The sequence below is a fragment of the Pseudosulfitobacter pseudonitzschiae genome, from assembly GCF_002222635.1.
In the GTDB taxonomy this organism is placed as follows: Bacteria; Pseudomonadota; Alphaproteobacteria; order Rhodobacterales; family Rhodobacteraceae; genus Pseudosulfitobacter; species Pseudosulfitobacter pseudonitzschiae_A.
Genome location: NZ_CP022415.1, coordinates 2,619,428 through 2,632,613, shown reverse-complemented (window position 1 = coordinate 2,632,613; position 13,186 = coordinate 2,619,428). Strand labels below are relative to the sequence as shown.

Sequence of the window (13,186 nt, the reverse complement as noted above, 5' to 3'; positions counted from 1 at the left end):
AACACGGGTGGCCTATATTCTCAAGCCTTACCGCTTGACCCCGTCCCTTTGCTCCCCTAAACGACCACATCGGCACCAGCCCCGGATTCGTCCGGGGCTTTGCCTTTGTTTTCGGTCGAAGCACAGGCTTAGGCCAAAGAACATTCCAAACGGGGACCTTCGGGGCCCTACAACCACGGCGACTTTGGTCGCTGACAAGCAAAACGGAAGACAGCAAACATGGCACTTAAGTCGTATAAGCCGACGACGCCGGGCCAGCGCGGGCTGGTACTGATCGACCGTTCGGAGCTTTGGAAAGGCCGCCCGGTCAAAGCCCTCACAGAGGGTCTGACCAAAAATGGCGGACGGAACAACACCGGACGGATCACGATGCGCCGCAAAGGCGGTGGGGCGAAACGCCTCTACCGGATCGTCGATTTCAAACGTAATAAATTTGACGTGGCGGCCACAGTCGTTCGCATCGAATATGACCCCAACCGGACCGCGTTTATCGCATTGGTACAGTACGAGGACGGCGAACAAGCCTATGTTCTCGCGCCCCAGCGTCTGGCAGTGGCGGACAAGATCGTGTCGAGCCAAAAGGCTGACATCAAACCCGGTAACGCGATGCCTTTCTCGGGCATGCCCATCGGCACGATCGTACACAACATCGAAATGAAACCCGGCAAGGGTGGTCAGATCGCGCGTGCCGCAGGCACATACGCCCAGTTTGTGGGCCGCGATGGTGGCTACGCCCAGATCCGCCTGTCGTCCGGCGAGCTGCGTCTGGTGCGTCAGGAATGCATGGCCACCGTCGGTGCCGTGTCGAACCCCGACAACAGCAACCAGAACTTTGGTAAAGCTGGCCGTATGCGTCACAAGGGCATCCGCCCGTCCGTGCGTGGTGTCGTTATGAACCCGATCGACCACCCGCACGGTGGTGGTGAAGGCCGTACATCGGGTGGTCGTCACCCCGTATCGCCTTGGGGCAAGCCCACGAAGGGTGCTCGCACTCGCAACAAAAACAAAGCGTCGCAAAAGCTGATCATCCGCTCGCGTCACGCCAAGAAGAAGGGACGCTAATAGATGTCTCGTTCCGTATGGAAAGGCCCGTTCGTCGACAGCTACGTCCTGAAAAAGGCCGAAGCGTCGCGTGAAGGCGGCCGCAACGAAGTGATCAAGATCTGGTCGCGTCGCTCCACCATTCTGCCCCAGTTCGTGGGCCTCACATTTGGCGTGTACAACGGCCACAAGCACATTCCGGTGAACGTCACCGAGGATATGATTGGCCAGAAGTTCGGTGAATTTTCGCCGACGCGTACCTATTACGGTCACGCCGCTGACAAGAAGGCGAAACGCAAATGAGCAAGGATAAGAATCCGCGCCGCGTGGCCGACAACGAAGCCATGGCAAAAACCCGCATGCTGCGCACCAGCCCTCAGAAGCTGAACCTGGTTGCACAGATGATCCGCGGCAAGAAAGTCGACAAAGCGTTGACCGACCTGACGTTCTCGAAAAAACGGATCGCGCAGGACGTGAAGAAATGTCTTCAGTCAGCGATTGCGAATGCTGAAAACAACCACAACCTGGACGTTGACGAACTGATCGTTGCGGAAGCGTGGGTTGGCAAAAACCTGACCCTGAAACGCGGTCGTCCGCGCGCCCGTGGCCGGTTTGGCAAGATCATGAAGCCGTTTGCCGAAATCACGATCAAAGTGCGTCAAGTCGAGGAGCAAGCCTGATGGGTAACAAAGTCAATCCGATCGGTATGCGTCTTCAGGTGAACCGCACCTGGGACAGCCGTTGGTACGCCGACACCAAGGATTACGGGAACCTTCTGCTGGAAGACCTGAAAATCCGTGATTTCATCAAGGATGAGTGCAAGCAGGCCGGTATCGCCCGCGTGATCATCGAACGTCCGCACAAAAAGTGCCGCGTTACGATCCACACGGCACGTCCCGGCGTGATTATCGGCAAAAAAGGCGCCGACATCGAAGTGCTGCGCAAGAAGCTGGCCAACCTGACCGACAGCGAGCTGCACCTGAACATCGTTGAGGTGCGCAAGCCGGAACTGGACGCGGCACTGGTGGGCGAAAGCATTGCACAGCAGCTGGAGCGTCGGGTGTCTTTCCGTCGCGCCATGAAGCGTGCGGTTCAGAACGCCATGCGTATGGGCGCCCTGGGCATCCGTGTGAACGTCGCTGGCCGTCTGGGCGGCGCCGAAATTGCGCGGACCGAATGGTATCGTGAAGGCCGCGTGCCTTTGCACACCCTGCGGGCCGACATCGATTACGCACACGTCGAAGCGACAACTGCTTATGGTATCATCGGGATCAAAACTTGGATCTTTAAAGGTGAAATCATGGAGCACGATCCGCAGGCGCGTGACCGTAAAGCACAAGAACTCCAGGATGGTCCTGCGCCCCGTGGCGCTGGTGGCCGTCGCTAAAGGGGAATAGAGATGCTTCAACCAAAACGCACGAAGTTCCGCAAACAGTTCAAGGGCTCCATCAAGGGGCTGGCGAAGGGCGGGTCTGACCTGAACTTCGGCACCTACGGTCTCAAAGCCCTTGAGCCCGAGCGGGTTACAGCACGTCAAATCGAAGCGGCACGCCGCGCGATGACACGTCACATGAAACGCCAGGGCCGTGTTTGGATCCGGATTTTCCCGGACGTTCCCGTCACAGCCAAGCCCATCGAAGTTCGTATGGGTAAAGGTAAGGGTTCGGTCGACCGTTGGGCGGCCAAAGTTAAGCCCGGCCGTGTGATGTTTGAAATCGACGGCGTCGGCGACGACATTGCGCGCGAGGCCCTGCGCCTTGCTGCGATGAAGCTGCCGATTAAAACCCGCGTCGTGGTTCGCGAAGACTGGTAAACGTCGCGCTTTGGCGCGACGGGGCGGAGGCAGGGTATTTGCAAGGCAAATGCCCGTTCCGCTCCGGTAGAGATAAAAGCCCCCGTCGTGCAATCGGCGGGGGCTTTTTCTTTTGCTCCAAGCGCCAAGCCTGAAATTCGAGTGCGCTGCCCTTTGTGACTTGTGTCAGACCGAGGCTGGCCAACGCTCCCAAACCCAATTACCGTTGCCGCAGACGACGTTCCGCTTCCCAAAAAAGGCCACTGCGATGAAACAAGTCCCCAAGCCCACCACCGACGCCGAGCTGATCCAGCAATTTCTGGACAAGGGCGGCAACATCAAAAAGGGCAAGACCAAGCCGATGCCCGACGATCTGGGGCTAAGCAACAACGTCTGGGGGAACAAGCTGACCAAAGAGGAAAAGCTTGCCAAGAAAAAGAACGCCGAAAAGGCAAAATAGGCCCGAGCCAAGCGGCGCCTGCTAACGCCAGCGCCCGTAAAAGCGCAGCTTTTGTCGCACGCCATCGGGTTCAAGATGGCGATACTTGCCCTTGGAATAATGTCCGCCGTCCAGCGCCAGACCTTGTTTGATGATCTCGGCCCCGATGTCGCGCCCGTCGGGCAAGTAACAGGTGCCGACCAACCGGTCATAAGATGTCTCGCCTGTCAGTTCGACGCGGATGGTTTGGCCTTTACACAAACGCACCATCGCCCATTTTGACTTCTGACCCCACGGTTGATCCAGTTCGGGTGCGTCAATGCCCGCAAGGCGGATTTTGATCCGTTCAATCGCAATGGTATCGCCGTCGATGACATAGGCGCGACCCTTCAGTTGCCGCGATGCCGGAACAGGTGGCGGCGGCGCGTGGTCCTTGTGTTTTTGCGGGGGATAGAGATGCGCCGGTTCAGACTGTGCTGGTTGCCGGGGCGCTGGCATCTTGGTGAAACGCTCTGCACTTCCAAGCGGCTCGATCTTTGCGGGGGCCAATGGTGTTGGGGCTTTCGGGGGCGCAGCCCGCTTGCCTGAATTCAACTTTGGCTTGAAAATAAAGGCAAAAGAGACCGCAACCAACAGGATGAAAAGGACGATCTCAAACATTCTAAGCGCAACCTCTGCACAGTTCACATGCAGAGGTTCAGGGAATTTTACCCCCAGTCAAGGTTTTACGCCTAAATCTTAGGCGCAATTAGGATCGGGAAGTCACTCCCAGCGATAGTTGAACGACACCGAAACCCGCTCGTCTTCGCTCATATTCATTGGCACCTCGTGGCGCAGCCAGCTTTCCCACAGCAAAATATCACCGACTGCGGGCGCGATGTAGATGAACGGTTTCATCTCTTCGCGCACGTCTTTAACGCGGGGCGGGGCTGCCATCATCATTGCGTGGCGGGGGTCTTCGAATTTGATCGCGCTCGCGGCCTCGGGCATGGCGACATAGGTGGTGCCGGACACGACCGAATGGGGGTGGATATGCCCCGAATGGCTGCCGCCTTCGGGCAGGATGTTGATCCACAGATCTTCCAGCACCAGCTTGCGCCCATCCAGATCAAAACCCGCGTCCTTGGCAAAGGCCGCCACGTGTTTGTCCAGCGCCTTGACCAGATCGGCAAATATCGGAAACCGCCAAGGCAGGTCCGTCAACGACGCATAGGACGTATACCCCGGATAGCCGTTTTCTTCGCACCAGTCCTGTCCCGCCTCGTCATCTTCGGCGATGGCATAGCAAGACACGCTCATTTCATCCGCGTCGATGGCGGGGGCGTGTTCGGACAGTTGGGCGTGATACAGGCGGGTTACGAAAAGCGATGAGATTTTGGACATGGGGGCAACTTTCTAACAGAGGGTTAAGTGCGCAGGGCAGGCAGGCCCACGCCGGTGCTGTCGAACCCACCGTCTGAGGCGACGATCTGACCGGTGACATAGCTGGCCTTGTCCGAGCAAAGGAACGTGATCACCTCCGCGATCTCGTTTTCGGTGCCGTAGCGGTTCAGCGGGATCGCGTCGTGATAGGCGTCGATAATCTCTTGGGTGTGCACCGCCATCGCCAGTTTGGTGCGCACAGGGCCGGGGCAAACGCAGTTGGCTCGAATGCCATATTCGCCCAGTTCGGCGGCCTGTTGTTTGGTCAAATGGATCACGGCCGCTTTGGATGTGCCATAGGCCACCCGCAGCGTCGACGCCCGCAGCCCCGAGATCGACGCGATGTTCAGCAGCGCGCCACGGGTTTCCCTGAGCGATGGGATGCAGGCCTGCGAGACCAGAAATACGCCGTCCAGATTGGTCTCCATCACACGGCGCCAGCGGGCAAAATCGGTTTCCTCGATCGGCCCGAAATCCGCGACACCTGCGTTGTTCACAACCGCGTCGATCCGGCCAAAGGTGGTGCGTACGTCTGCAACCATCTGGTCCACTTGATCAGCCTGCGACACATCGCACACGAAAGGAGAGGCCTCGTTGATGCCCTTGGCGACATTGGCCAGCTCATCTCCGTCACGGTCCACCATAGCTACGCGCCAGCCCTGTTCGACAAACAGATGTGTGGTGGCAAGGCCGATGCCGCGTGCGGCACCCGTGACAAGGGCAGTTTTCTGGGTCATAATGTTCTCGCTAATACAGATCTGCTTTGCCGATACCAGCTTGCCCCCCTCGGGATCAATCGCCCGCAGGCCACAGTGCGAGATTACGACAGGCATATCCCGCAAAGGGGTTGCCATGTTGGGTCATCCCGCGTATTGGCACCTTTCATCATGAACTCCACCAGAATCATGGTCACCCCTCAGGGGCCTACTGGTGATGTTGAAAGGAAAATGGGATGAACGCCCAAGAACTGCGCGACATGACGCCGGACCAGCTGCGCGACAAGCTGGCCGAGCTGAAAAAAGAAAGCTTCAACCTGCGCTTCCAGCAAGCGACAGGCCAGCTGGAAAACCCTGCTTTGATCCGCATCGCACGCCGCAACGCCGCGCGTGTGAAGACGATCCTGAACCAAAAGGCTGCCATCGCAGCTACAGCTGAATAAGGAAGGCCGACATGCCCAAGCGTATCCTGCAAGGCGTCGTGACTTCCGACGCAAACGAACAAACCATCACCGTGAACGTAGAGCGTCGCTTTACGCACCCGGTTTTGAAAAAGACCATTCGTAAGTCCAAGAAATACCGGGCGCACGATGAACAGAATGCCTTCAAGGTCGGTGACACAGTCCGCATTATTGAATGTGCGCCGCGCTCGAAGACAAAACGCTGGGAAGTGTACGCAGGCGCTGACGCCTGAGTCACACTCTCAACATTAATCGAAACCCTGGGGATCAGGCACGCATCGCCCCCCAAAGGTCGGGAGAAACCAAATGATCCAGATGCAAACCAACCTGGATGTTGCTGACAACAGCGGCGCTCGCCGTGTTCAGTGCATCAAGGTGCTGGGTGGTTCCAAGCGTAAATACGCGTCCGTCGGCGACATTATTGTCGTGTCGGTCAAGGAAGCCATTCCGCGCGGCCGTGTGAAAAAAGGCGACGTCCGCAAGGCCGTCGTTGTTCGCACCGCCAAAGAAGTTCGTCGCGAAGATGGCACCGCCATCCGTTTCGACCGCAACGCAGCCGTCATTCTGAACAACAACAACGAGCCCATCGGTACACGTATCTTTGGCCCGGTTGTTCGCGAACTGCGCGCCAAGAACTTCATGAAAATCATCTCGCTGGCTCCGGAGGTGCTCTGATGGCTGCGAAGCTAAAAAAAGGCGACAAAGTCGTCATGCTCACCGGCAAGGACAAAGGTAAACAAGGCACAGTTGCCTCGGTTGACCCCAAGTCGAACAAAGCCGTGGTTGATGGCCTGAACATCGCCATCCGCGCCACACGCCAAAGCCAGACCAGCCAAGGCGGCCGCATCCCCAAAGCGATGCCGGTTGACCTGAGCAACCTTGCTCTGCTGGACGCAAACGGAAAACCCACCCGTGTGGGCTTTAAAGTGGAAGGCGACAAGAAAGTGCGCTTTGCCAAGACAACAGGGGACGTGATCTAATGCTCGACGACGCAAAATACACTCCCCGCCTGAAGGAGCAGTACCGCGACGCAGTCCGCGCTGCTCTGAAAGAAGAGTTCGGCTATAAGAACGAGATGCAAATCCCGCGTCTGGACAAAATCGTCCTGAACATCGGTTGTGGTGCAGAAGCTGTCCGTGACAGCAAGAAAGCCAAATCCGCTCAGGAAGACCTGTCCGCGATCGCAGGCCAGAAGGCTTTGACCACAGTCGCCAAGAAATCCATCGCGGGTTTCCGGGTGCGCGAGGACATGCCTTTGGGTGCCAAAGTCACCCTGCGTGGCGACCGCATGTACGAATTCCTCGACCGTCTGATCACAATTGCAATGCCTCGTATCCGCGACTTCCGCGGCGTATCGGGCAAATCTTTCGACGGCCGTGGCAACTATGCCATGGGTATGAAAGAGCACATCGTGTTCCCTGAAATCAACTTTGATAAAGTTGATGAAACCTGGGGCATGGACATCGTGATCGCCACGACGGCGAAAACCGACGCAGAAGCCAAGGCGCTGTTGAAAGCTTTCAACATGCCCTTCAATTCGTAAGCGCGGGAAGGATTAGAGAAATGGCTAAGAAATCCATGATCGAGCGCGAGAAAAAGCGCGAAGCCCTGGTTAAAAAGTACGCCGCCAAACGCGCCGCACTGAAACTGATTATCAACGACGAAAGCCAGCCGATGGAGGACCGTTTTCGCGCTTCTCTGAGGCTGGCGAAACTGCCGCGCAACAGCTCGGCCACACGTTTGCACAACCGTTGCCAACTGACCGGCCGTCCGCACGCGTATTATCGTAAACTGAAAATTTCGCGGATCGCGCTGCGTGATCTTGGCTCCAGTGGTCAGATCCCCGGCATGGTCAAGTCGAGCTGGTAAGGAGGGCTTTGGTATGAACGATCCTATCGCAGACATGCTGACACGCATCCGCAACAGCCAGATGCGCGGCAAATCCACAGTCATGACACCAGCCTCCAAGCTGCGTGCATGGGTTTTGGACGTGCTGGCCGACGAAGGCTATATTCGCGGTTACGAAGCAAAAACAGGCGCTGACGGCCACCCGGCCATCGAAATCAGCCTGAAATATTACGAAGGCGAACCCGTCATTCGCGAAGTGAAACGGGTTTCAAAACCCGGTCGTCGCGTTTACATGGGCGTCAATGACATCCCCGTTGTCCGTCAGGGCTTGGGTGTGTCGATTGTCTCCACACCCAAGGGTGTGATGTCGGATGCAAATGCACGCGCAGCCAATGTTGGCGGCGAAGTGCTTTGCACCGTATTCTAAGGAGGGTTTCATGTCTCGTATTGGTAAGAAACCGGTCAGCCTGCCCAGCGGTGTTTCCGCGACGGTCAGCGGCCAGTCGATCGAAGTCAAAGGCCCTAAAGGCACACGTTCGTTCAAGGCAACGGATGACGTGACCCTGACGGTCGAAGACAATGTGGTCAAAATCACGCCCCGTGGCAAATCCAAGCGCGCGCGCCAGCAGTGGGGCATGAGCCGCACAATGGTCGCAAATTTGGTCACAGGCGTATCCGAAGGCTTTAAAAAAGAGCTGGAGATCAACGGTGTGGGTTACCGCGCCCAGATGCAGGGCAACACCCTGCGCCTGAACCTCGGCCTGTCTCACGACGTTGATTATCTGCCGCCCGAAGGGGTGACAGTTACCGCGCCGAAGCAGACCGAGATTTTGGTCGAAGGCATTGATGAACAACTCGTCGGTCAGGTTGCTGCGAACATTCGCGCCTGGCGGAAGCCCGAGCCCTACAAAGGCAAAGGCATCAAATACAAAGACGAGTATATCTTCCGCAAGGAAGGCAAGAAGAAGTAAGGACCAGACAGATGGCAAACAGCAAACGGACCCTGTTCCTCAAGCGCCGCCTGCGCGTCCGGAACAAACTTCGCCGCGTGAACGCAGGGCGCATGCGTCTTTCGGTTCACCGCTCGAACAAGAACATCAGCGTTCAGCTGATCGACGATGTAAATGGTGTCACTTTGGCATCGGCTTCCAGCCTCGAGAAAGATCTCGGCGTTGTTGGCAAAAACAACATCGACGCGGCCACCAAGGTTGGTTCCTTGATTGCAGAGCGCGCGAAGAAGGCAGGCGTGGAAGAAGCGTACTTCGACCGCGGCGGCTTCCTCTTTCACGGCAAGGTGAAGGCTCTGGCCGACGCTGCGCGTGAAGGTGGTTTGAAAATCTAAGACCAATGTAGGTCGCCCCCTGCTGATGCAGGGGGCGGCTTCGATGATCCGGGGGCATATGTCCCACCAGGATTGATCCATTCGGCGCAAGCCACCAATGAAAGGGATGTTCTCATGGCAGAACGTGAAAACCGCCGTGGCCCGCGCCGCGATCGGGAAGAAACACCGGAATTCGCCGACCGTCTGGTCGCGATCAACCGCGTCAGCAAAACCGTCAAGGGTGGTAAGCGCTTTGGCTTTGCCGCTTTGGTTGTTGTAGGCGATCAGAAAGGCCGCGTCGGCTTTGGCAAAGGTAAAGCGAAAGAGGTCCCCGAGGCTATTCGCAAAGCCACCGAGCAAGCCAAACGCCAGATGATCCGCGTACAGCTGCGCGAAGGCCGCACTCTGCACCACGACATGGAAGGTCGCCACGGCGCCGGCAAAGTCGTGATGCGGACAGCACCAGAAGGTACTGGGATCATCGCCGGTGGTCCGATGCGTGCCGTTTTCGAAATGCTCGGCATCAAGGACGTTGTGTCCAAGTCGATCGGTTCGCAAAACCCGTACAACATGATCCGCGCCACTATGGACGGCCTGAAGAAAGAGGCTTCGCCTCGTTCGGTTGCCCAACGTCGTGGTAAAAAAGTGGCTGACATTCTGCCCAAGCGTGAAGACAACGTCGAGTCGTCCGCTCAAGTGGTTGAGGAGGCATAAGCATGGCCAAGACTATCGTCATTAAACAAATCGGCTCCCCGATCCGCCGCCCTGCAAAACAGCGCGCAACACTGATCGGACTGGGCCTGAACAAAATGCACCGTGTGCGCGAACTGGAAGACACACCTTCCGTCCGCGGCATGATCAACTCGATCCCGCATATGGTCGAGATCATCGAAGAAAAAGGCTGAACATCTGACGGGGTATATAGCCCGACAGATAGTCAACTGGATATTAAACGCCCCGCAGAAAACTGCGGGGCGTTTTTCTGTTACGATTCCTCTGCGCACTTTGATGTTGGTTCAGATCGACATTGAGGTGGAGTTCAGGGCGCACACCACCGCACGCAGGCCTCATCACCCCTTAACCGTCACGGCGTAAACCTCCTCCCGTTGCAACACCCGCCGGAACGGCTGACACCCCTCCGGCATTCTTAGGATAAGAGGCCTCTGACAAAGGCCACACTGAACCGTTCAGGGTGCAGGCTCCCAAAGCCTGTCTCGTTACATCCGATCTGGCGGCGCCGCCCTTTTACGGCCCCTACCACTTCCCTCCAGACACCGGACGACCCAGAACTGCCCCGACCCCATGTCGGCGCAGCGCATTGGTGTGTCCAAGTGCCGCTGTCGCGCGCAGCGCGGGGAACTGCCTCTTGCCCCATCCGGTCTCATCCCTTATACGCCCCCAGTGGCCATCACTGCGGCACACAAGAATCATGAAACGCCGCGTTTGACCGCTCCCGTCGCTGGGGGTCACATCCGGCAAAAGGAGAAGCGACATGAAACTGAATGAACTGCGCGACAACGAAGGCGCCACCAAGAAACGCAAGCGCGTTGGTCGTGGCCCCGGGTCCGGCACCGGTAAGATGGGTGGCCGTGGTATCAAAGGTCAGAAATCCCGTTCGGGTGTGGCGATCAACGGCTACGAGGGTGGCCAGATGCCGCTCTATCAACGTCTGCCTAAGCGCGGCTTTACCAAACCGAACCGCAAATCTTATGCCGTTGTGAACCTGGGCTTGATCCAGAAATTTATCGACGCCAAGAAAATCGACGGCTCTGCCACGATCACCGAAGACGTATTGATTTCGTCGGGTCTGGTGCGTCGTAAGCTGGACGGCATCCGCGTTCTGGCAAAGGGCGAAGTGACGTCCAAGCTGGATCTGCAAGTGACCGGCGCGTCCAAATCGGCGATCGAAGCGGTGGAAAAAGCTGGCGGTGCGCTGACAGTCACAACCACGGCAGCGGCTGAGTAAACCTTACTCGAACCTTGTGGGTCGGCGCTGTCCGGCTTACATAGCCTTGAGTTTTCCTTAACGCCGCCCGCCGGAAAACGGCTTGGGCGGCGTTTTCGCAACAGAAAGAGCCGATATATGGTATCCGCCGTCGAAAACATGGCCGCCAACACCAGCTGGTCTGCGTTGGGCAAGGCCACTGACCTGCGCAACCGCATTTTGTTCACGCTGGGCCTGCTGATTGTCTATCGTTTGGGCACATTTATCCCGGTTCCGGGCATCGACGGCGCGGCATTGCGCGAGTTTATGGAAGGTGCAGGGCAGGGCATTGGCGGCATGGTGTCGATGTTTACCGGCGGTGCGCTGGGGCGGATGGGCATTTTTGCCCTTGGTATCATGCCCTATATTTCGGCTTCGATCATCATCCAGCTTCTGACCTCGATGGTGCCTTCGCTTGAGCAGCTCAAGAAAGAAGGTGAACAGGGGCGTAAGAAAATCAACCAATACACCCGCTACGGCACTGTGGCGCTGGCGACTTTGCAGGCCTACGGCCTTGCCGTCAGCCTTGAGGCGGGTGATCTGGTTACTGATCCGGGTCTGTATTTCCGTGTGGCCTGTCTGATCACACTGGTCGGCGGCACGATGTTCCTGATGTGGCTGGGTGAACAGATTACAGCACGCGGTATCGGCAACGGTATCTCTCTGATCATCTTTGTCGGCATCATCGCAGAAGTTCCTGCCGCTATGGCGCAGTTCTTTATCAGTGGTCGCAGTGGTGCGGTCAGCCCTGCGGTGATTGTCGGGGTGATCATCATGGTGATCGCGACCATCATGTTCGTGGTGTTCATGGAACGTGCCCTGCGCAAGATCCACATCCAGTACCCACGGCGTCAGGTCGGCATGAAGGTATATGATGGCGGTTCGTCGCACTTGCCCGTCAAAGTAAACCCCGCTGGCGTTATTCCTGCGATCTTTGCCTCGTCGCTGTTGCTGCTGCCCGTAACTGTCAGCACCTTCTCGGGCAACTCGACCAACCCGATCATGAGCTGGCTTTTGGCCAACTTCGGCCCCGGTCAGCCGCTGTACTTGCTGTTCTTCGTCGCGATGATCGTGTTCTTCGCCTATTTCTATACGTTCAACGTTAGCTTCAAACCTGACGAGGTTGCGGACAATCTGAAGAACCAGAACGGATTTGTGCCCGGCATCCGTCCCGGCAAGAAAACTTCGGAGTATCTGGAATATGTGGTGAACCGGATTCTGGTTCTGGGTGCCGGTTACCTTGCGGCGGTCTGTCTGCTGCCAGAAATTCTGCGAGGCCAGTTTGCCATTCCCTTCTATTTCGGCGGGACATCGGTGTTGATTGTTGTGTCGGTGACGATGGATACAATCCAGCAAGTCCAATCCCACTTGCTGGCCCACCAGTATGAAGGTCTTATTGAGAAATCGAACCTGCGCGGCAAAGGCAAAGGGGGCAAACCCCGCAAGAAACGGAGCCCTGTGCGTCGATGAATATTATTCTGCTTGGACCGCCCGGCGCGGGTAAGGGAACACAGGCCCGCATCCTCGTCGAGGAACGTGGCATGGTTCAGTTGAGCACCGGCGACATGCTGCGTGCCGCCAAGGACAGCGGCACCGAAATGGGCGATATCGTGGCCGACGTCATGGCCCGTGGCGCGTTGGTAACAGACGAGATCGTGATCGGTCTGATCCGCGAGCAGTTGAATACGGTCAAGGCGTCCGGTTTCATCTTTGACGGCTTTCCACGCACGCTGGCACAGGCCGATGCTTTGACCAATCTTCTGGCCGCCGAGGGCGAGAACCTTGACGCCGTGGTCGAAATGGAAGTCGACGATGAAGCGCTGGTGGCGCGTATCACCGCGCGTTCAACTTGTGGCAACTGTGGTGAGGTCTACAACGACACCACCAAGCCGCAACCTGCGGATGGCAAGTGCAGCAACTGTGGCGCCTCTGATTTCCGCCGTCGTGCAGACGATAACGAGGAAAGCCTCAGAACCCGTCTGATGGAATATTACAAGAAAACCGCGCCGCTGATCGGTTATTACTACGCCAAAGACATGTTGACCAAAATCGACGGTCTGGGCGAGATTTCCCAAGTCAAGGCAGCGATCGACAAGGCGCTGTCCTAGGCAGACAAAGAGGGGCGGCGCATGGCATCAAACAGATTTTCGCGGCAACGCTTT

Annotated in this window: 23 protein-coding genes; 20 read left to right on the top strand and 3 right to left on the bottom strand. The window is 57.3% G+C overall.

Features of this window, described 5'->3' with window-relative positions:
- Positions 1-219 precede the first annotated feature (219 nt).
- The 6 genes from rplB (at position 220) to SULPSESMR1_RS12870 (ending at position 3,293) form a co-directional block, all read left to right on the top strand.
- The gene (gene rplB / locus SULPSESMR1_RS12895; RefSeq protein ID WP_089421185.1) at positions 220-1,062 is read left to right on the top strand and encodes a 50S ribosomal protein L2; all 843 of its coding nucleotides are present in this window, start codon (positions 220-222) and stop codon (positions 1,060-1,062) included.
- Between the two features lie 3 nt (positions 1,063-1,065).
- Positions 1,066-1,344: a 30S ribosomal protein S19 gene (gene rpsS / locus SULPSESMR1_RS12890; RefSeq protein WP_028957238.1), complete on the top strand. Its 279-nt coding sequence runs from the start codon at positions 1,066-1,068 to the stop codon at positions 1,342-1,344.
- Positions 1,341-1,721, top strand: coding sequence for a 50S ribosomal protein L22 (gene rplV / locus SULPSESMR1_RS12885; RefSeq protein WP_037915861.1), 381 nt, complete (start codon positions 1,341-1,343; stop codon positions 1,719-1,721). The genes rpsS and rplV overlap by 4 nt, the downstream gene beginning before the upstream one ends.
- On the top strand, positions 1,721-2,428 hold the full coding sequence (gene rpsC / locus SULPSESMR1_RS12880; RefSeq protein WP_028957240.1) for a 30S ribosomal protein S3: 708 nt from the start codon (positions 1,721-1,723) through the stop codon (positions 2,426-2,428). Before rplV ends, rpsC begins: the two co-directional genes overlap by 1 nt.
- A 12-nt stretch (positions 2,429-2,440) precedes the next feature.
- Complete coding sequence (gene rplP / locus SULPSESMR1_RS12875; RefSeq protein ID WP_089421184.1) at positions 2,441-2,854, top strand: 50S ribosomal protein L16; 414 nt, start codon at positions 2,441-2,443, stop codon at positions 2,852-2,854.
- Between the two features lie 247 nt (positions 2,855-3,101).
- Positions 3,102-3,293 (top strand): hypothetical protein, encoded by a 192-nt coding sequence (locus tag SULPSESMR1_RS12870; protein WP_089421183.1) that lies wholly within the window; start codon positions 3,102-3,104, stop codon positions 3,291-3,293.
- Between the two features lie 21 nt (positions 3,294-3,314).
- On the opposite strand, the gene SULPSESMR1_RS12865 is transcribed toward SULPSESMR1_RS12870, so the two are convergent.
- The 3 genes from SULPSESMR1_RS12865 to SULPSESMR1_RS12855 all read right to left on the bottom strand — a co-directional run bounded on the left by SULPSESMR1_RS12865 (position 3,315) and on the right by SULPSESMR1_RS12855 (position 5,431).
- Positions 3,315-3,932, bottom strand: coding sequence for a thermonuclease family protein (locus SULPSESMR1_RS12865; RefSeq protein WP_240311454.1), 618 nt, complete (start codon positions 3,930-3,932; stop codon positions 3,315-3,317).
- Positions 3,933-4,034: 102 nt separating this feature from the next.
- Positions 4,035-4,655, bottom strand: a complete 621-nt coding sequence (locus SULPSESMR1_RS12860) for a 2OG-Fe(II) oxygenase family protein (protein WP_089421182.1) — start codon at positions 4,653-4,655, stop codon at positions 4,035-4,037.
- A gap of 23 nt (positions 4,656-4,678) precedes the next feature.
- Positions 4,679-5,431, bottom strand: a complete 753-nt coding sequence (locus SULPSESMR1_RS12855; protein WP_089422321.1) for an SDR family NAD(P)-dependent oxidoreductase — start codon at positions 5,429-5,431, stop codon at positions 4,679-4,681.
- Between the two features lie 215 nt (positions 5,432-5,646).
- On the opposite strand from SULPSESMR1_RS12855, the gene rpmC reads away from it, so the two are divergent.
- From rpmC to SULPSESMR1_RS12785, 14 genes are all read left to right on the top strand, one after another.
- The gene (rpmC, locus tag SULPSESMR1_RS12850) at positions 5,647-5,853 is read left to right on the top strand and encodes a 50S ribosomal protein L29 (RefSeq protein ID WP_089421181.1); all 207 of its coding nucleotides are present in this window, start codon (positions 5,647-5,649) and stop codon (positions 5,851-5,853) included.
- A gap of 11 nt (positions 5,854-5,864) precedes the next feature.
- On the top strand, positions 5,865-6,104 hold the full coding sequence (gene rpsQ, locus SULPSESMR1_RS12845; RefSeq protein ID WP_089421180.1) for a 30S ribosomal protein S17: 240 nt from the start codon (positions 5,865-5,867) through the stop codon (positions 6,102-6,104).
- A gap of 73 nt (positions 6,105-6,177) precedes the next feature.
- Complete coding sequence (rplN, locus tag SULPSESMR1_RS12840; protein ID WP_011567679.1) at positions 6,178-6,546, top strand: 50S ribosomal protein L14; 369 nt, start codon at positions 6,178-6,180, stop codon at positions 6,544-6,546.
- A complete protein-coding gene (gene rplX / locus SULPSESMR1_RS12835) occupies positions 6,546-6,851 on the top strand; it encodes a 50S ribosomal protein L24 (protein ID WP_089421179.1) in 306 nt (101 codons plus the stop codon). Before rplN ends, rplX begins: the two co-directional genes overlap by 1 nt.
- Positions 6,851-7,414, top strand: coding sequence for a 50S ribosomal protein L5 (gene rplE / locus SULPSESMR1_RS12830; protein WP_089421178.1), 564 nt, complete (start codon positions 6,851-6,853; stop codon positions 7,412-7,414). The genes rplX and rplE overlap by 1 nt, the downstream gene beginning before the upstream one ends.
- Positions 7,415-7,434: 20 nt before the next feature.
- A complete protein-coding gene (gene rpsN, locus SULPSESMR1_RS12825) occupies positions 7,435-7,740 on the top strand; it encodes a 30S ribosomal protein S14 (RefSeq protein ID WP_089421177.1) in 306 nt (101 codons plus the stop codon).
- A 13-nt stretch (positions 7,741-7,753) separates the two neighbouring features.
- Entirely contained in the window at positions 7,754-8,146 is a 393-nt protein-coding gene (rpsH, locus tag SULPSESMR1_RS12820) for a 30S ribosomal protein S8 (RefSeq protein ID WP_089421176.1), read from the top strand.
- 10 nt (positions 8,147-8,156) lie between these two features.
- Positions 8,157-8,690, top strand: a complete 534-nt coding sequence (rplF, locus tag SULPSESMR1_RS12815; protein ID WP_089421175.1) for a 50S ribosomal protein L6 — start codon at positions 8,157-8,159, stop codon at positions 8,688-8,690.
- Between the two features lie 11 nt (positions 8,691-8,701).
- Positions 8,702-9,061, top strand: a complete 360-nt coding sequence (rplR, locus tag SULPSESMR1_RS12810; protein WP_089421174.1) for a 50S ribosomal protein L18 — start codon at positions 8,702-8,704, stop codon at positions 9,059-9,061.
- 114 nt (positions 9,062-9,175) lie between these two features.
- A complete protein-coding gene (gene rpsE, locus SULPSESMR1_RS12805) occupies positions 9,176-9,754 on the top strand; it encodes a 30S ribosomal protein S5 (RefSeq protein WP_089421173.1) in 579 nt (192 codons plus the stop codon).
- A 2-nt stretch (positions 9,755-9,756) separates the two neighbouring features.
- On the top strand, positions 9,757-9,945 hold the full coding sequence (gene rpmD / locus SULPSESMR1_RS12800) for a 50S ribosomal protein L30 (RefSeq protein ID WP_028957254.1): 189 nt from the start codon (positions 9,757-9,759) through the stop codon (positions 9,943-9,945).
- A 587-nt stretch (positions 9,946-10,532) separates the two neighbouring features.
- Entirely contained in the window at positions 10,533-11,006 is a 474-nt protein-coding gene (gene rplO / locus SULPSESMR1_RS12795; RefSeq protein WP_089421172.1) for a 50S ribosomal protein L15, read from the top strand.
- A 117-nt stretch (positions 11,007-11,123) separates the two neighbouring features.
- Positions 11,124-12,494, top strand: a complete 1,371-nt coding sequence (secY, locus tag SULPSESMR1_RS12790; RefSeq protein ID WP_089421171.1) for a preprotein translocase subunit SecY — start codon at positions 11,124-11,126, stop codon at positions 12,492-12,494.
- The gene (locus SULPSESMR1_RS12785) at positions 12,491-13,132 is read left to right on the top strand and encodes an adenylate kinase (protein WP_089421170.1); all 642 of its coding nucleotides are present in this window, start codon (positions 12,491-12,493) and stop codon (positions 13,130-13,132) included. The genes secY and SULPSESMR1_RS12785 overlap by 4 nt, the downstream gene beginning before the upstream one ends.
- The last annotated feature ends 54 nt before the right edge of the window (positions 13,133-13,186 follow it).

What these genes read in the sequence shown, in the direction of transcription:
- rplB (WP_089421185.1), top strand. Translation starts at nt 220, where the DNA reads ATGGCACTTAAGTCGTATAAGCCGACGACGCCGGGCCAGCGCGGGCTG.
- rpsS (WP_028957238.1), top strand. Translation starts at nt 1,066, where the DNA reads ATGTCTCGTTCCGTATGGAAAGGCCCGTTCGTCGACAGCTACGTCCTG.
- rplV (WP_037915861.1), top strand. Translation starts at nt 1,341, where the DNA reads ATGAGCAAGGATAAGAATCCGCGCCGCGTGGCCGACAACGAAGCCATG.
- rpsC (WP_028957240.1), top strand. Translation starts at nt 1,721, where the DNA reads ATGGGTAACAAAGTCAATCCGATCGGTATGCGTCTTCAGGTGAACCGC.
- rplP (WP_089421184.1), top strand. Translation starts at nt 2,441, where the DNA reads ATGCTTCAACCAAAACGCACGAAGTTCCGCAAACAGTTCAAGGGCTCC.
- SULPSESMR1_RS12870 (WP_089421183.1), top strand. Translation starts at nt 3,102, where the DNA reads ATGAAACAAGTCCCCAAGCCCACCACCGACGCCGAGCTGATCCAGCAA.
- SULPSESMR1_RS12865 (WP_240311454.1), bottom strand. Translation starts at nt 3,932, where the DNA reads ATGTTTGAGATCGTCCTTTTCATCCTGTTGGTTGCGGTCTCTTTTGCC.
- SULPSESMR1_RS12860 (WP_089421182.1), bottom strand. Translation starts at nt 4,655, where the DNA reads ATGTCCAAAATCTCATCGCTTTTCGTAACCCGCCTGTATCACGCCCAA.
- SULPSESMR1_RS12855 (WP_089422321.1), bottom strand. Translation starts at nt 5,431, where the DNA reads ATGACCCAGAAAACTGCCCTTGTCACGGGTGCCGCACGCGGCATCGGC.
- rpmC (WP_089421181.1), top strand. Translation starts at nt 5,647, where the DNA reads ATGAACGCCCAAGAACTGCGCGACATGACGCCGGACCAGCTGCGCGAC.
- rpsQ (WP_089421180.1), top strand. Translation starts at nt 5,865, where the DNA reads ATGCCCAAGCGTATCCTGCAAGGCGTCGTGACTTCCGACGCAAACGAA.
- rplN (WP_011567679.1), top strand. Translation starts at nt 6,178, where the DNA reads ATGATCCAGATGCAAACCAACCTGGATGTTGCTGACAACAGCGGCGCT.
- rplX (WP_089421179.1), top strand. Translation starts at nt 6,546, where the DNA reads ATGGCTGCGAAGCTAAAAAAAGGCGACAAAGTCGTCATGCTCACCGGC.
- rplE (WP_089421178.1), top strand. Translation starts at nt 6,851, where the DNA reads ATGCTCGACGACGCAAAATACACTCCCCGCCTGAAGGAGCAGTACCGC.
- rpsN (WP_089421177.1), top strand. Translation starts at nt 7,435, where the DNA reads ATGGCTAAGAAATCCATGATCGAGCGCGAGAAAAAGCGCGAAGCCCTG.
- rpsH (WP_089421176.1), top strand. Translation starts at nt 7,754, where the DNA reads ATGAACGATCCTATCGCAGACATGCTGACACGCATCCGCAACAGCCAG.
- rplF (WP_089421175.1), top strand. Translation starts at nt 8,157, where the DNA reads ATGTCTCGTATTGGTAAGAAACCGGTCAGCCTGCCCAGCGGTGTTTCC.
- rplR (WP_089421174.1), top strand. Translation starts at nt 8,702, where the DNA reads ATGGCAAACAGCAAACGGACCCTGTTCCTCAAGCGCCGCCTGCGCGTC.
- rpsE (WP_089421173.1), top strand. Translation starts at nt 9,176, where the DNA reads ATGGCAGAACGTGAAAACCGCCGTGGCCCGCGCCGCGATCGGGAAGAA.
- rpmD (WP_028957254.1), top strand. Translation starts at nt 9,757, where the DNA reads ATGGCCAAGACTATCGTCATTAAACAAATCGGCTCCCCGATCCGCCGC.
- rplO (WP_089421172.1), top strand. Translation starts at nt 10,533, where the DNA reads ATGAAACTGAATGAACTGCGCGACAACGAAGGCGCCACCAAGAAACGC.
- secY (WP_089421171.1), top strand. Translation starts at nt 11,124, where the DNA reads ATGGTATCCGCCGTCGAAAACATGGCCGCCAACACCAGCTGGTCTGCG.
- SULPSESMR1_RS12785 (WP_089421170.1), top strand. Translation starts at nt 12,491, where the DNA reads ATGAATATTATTCTGCTTGGACCGCCCGGCGCGGGTAAGGGAACACAG.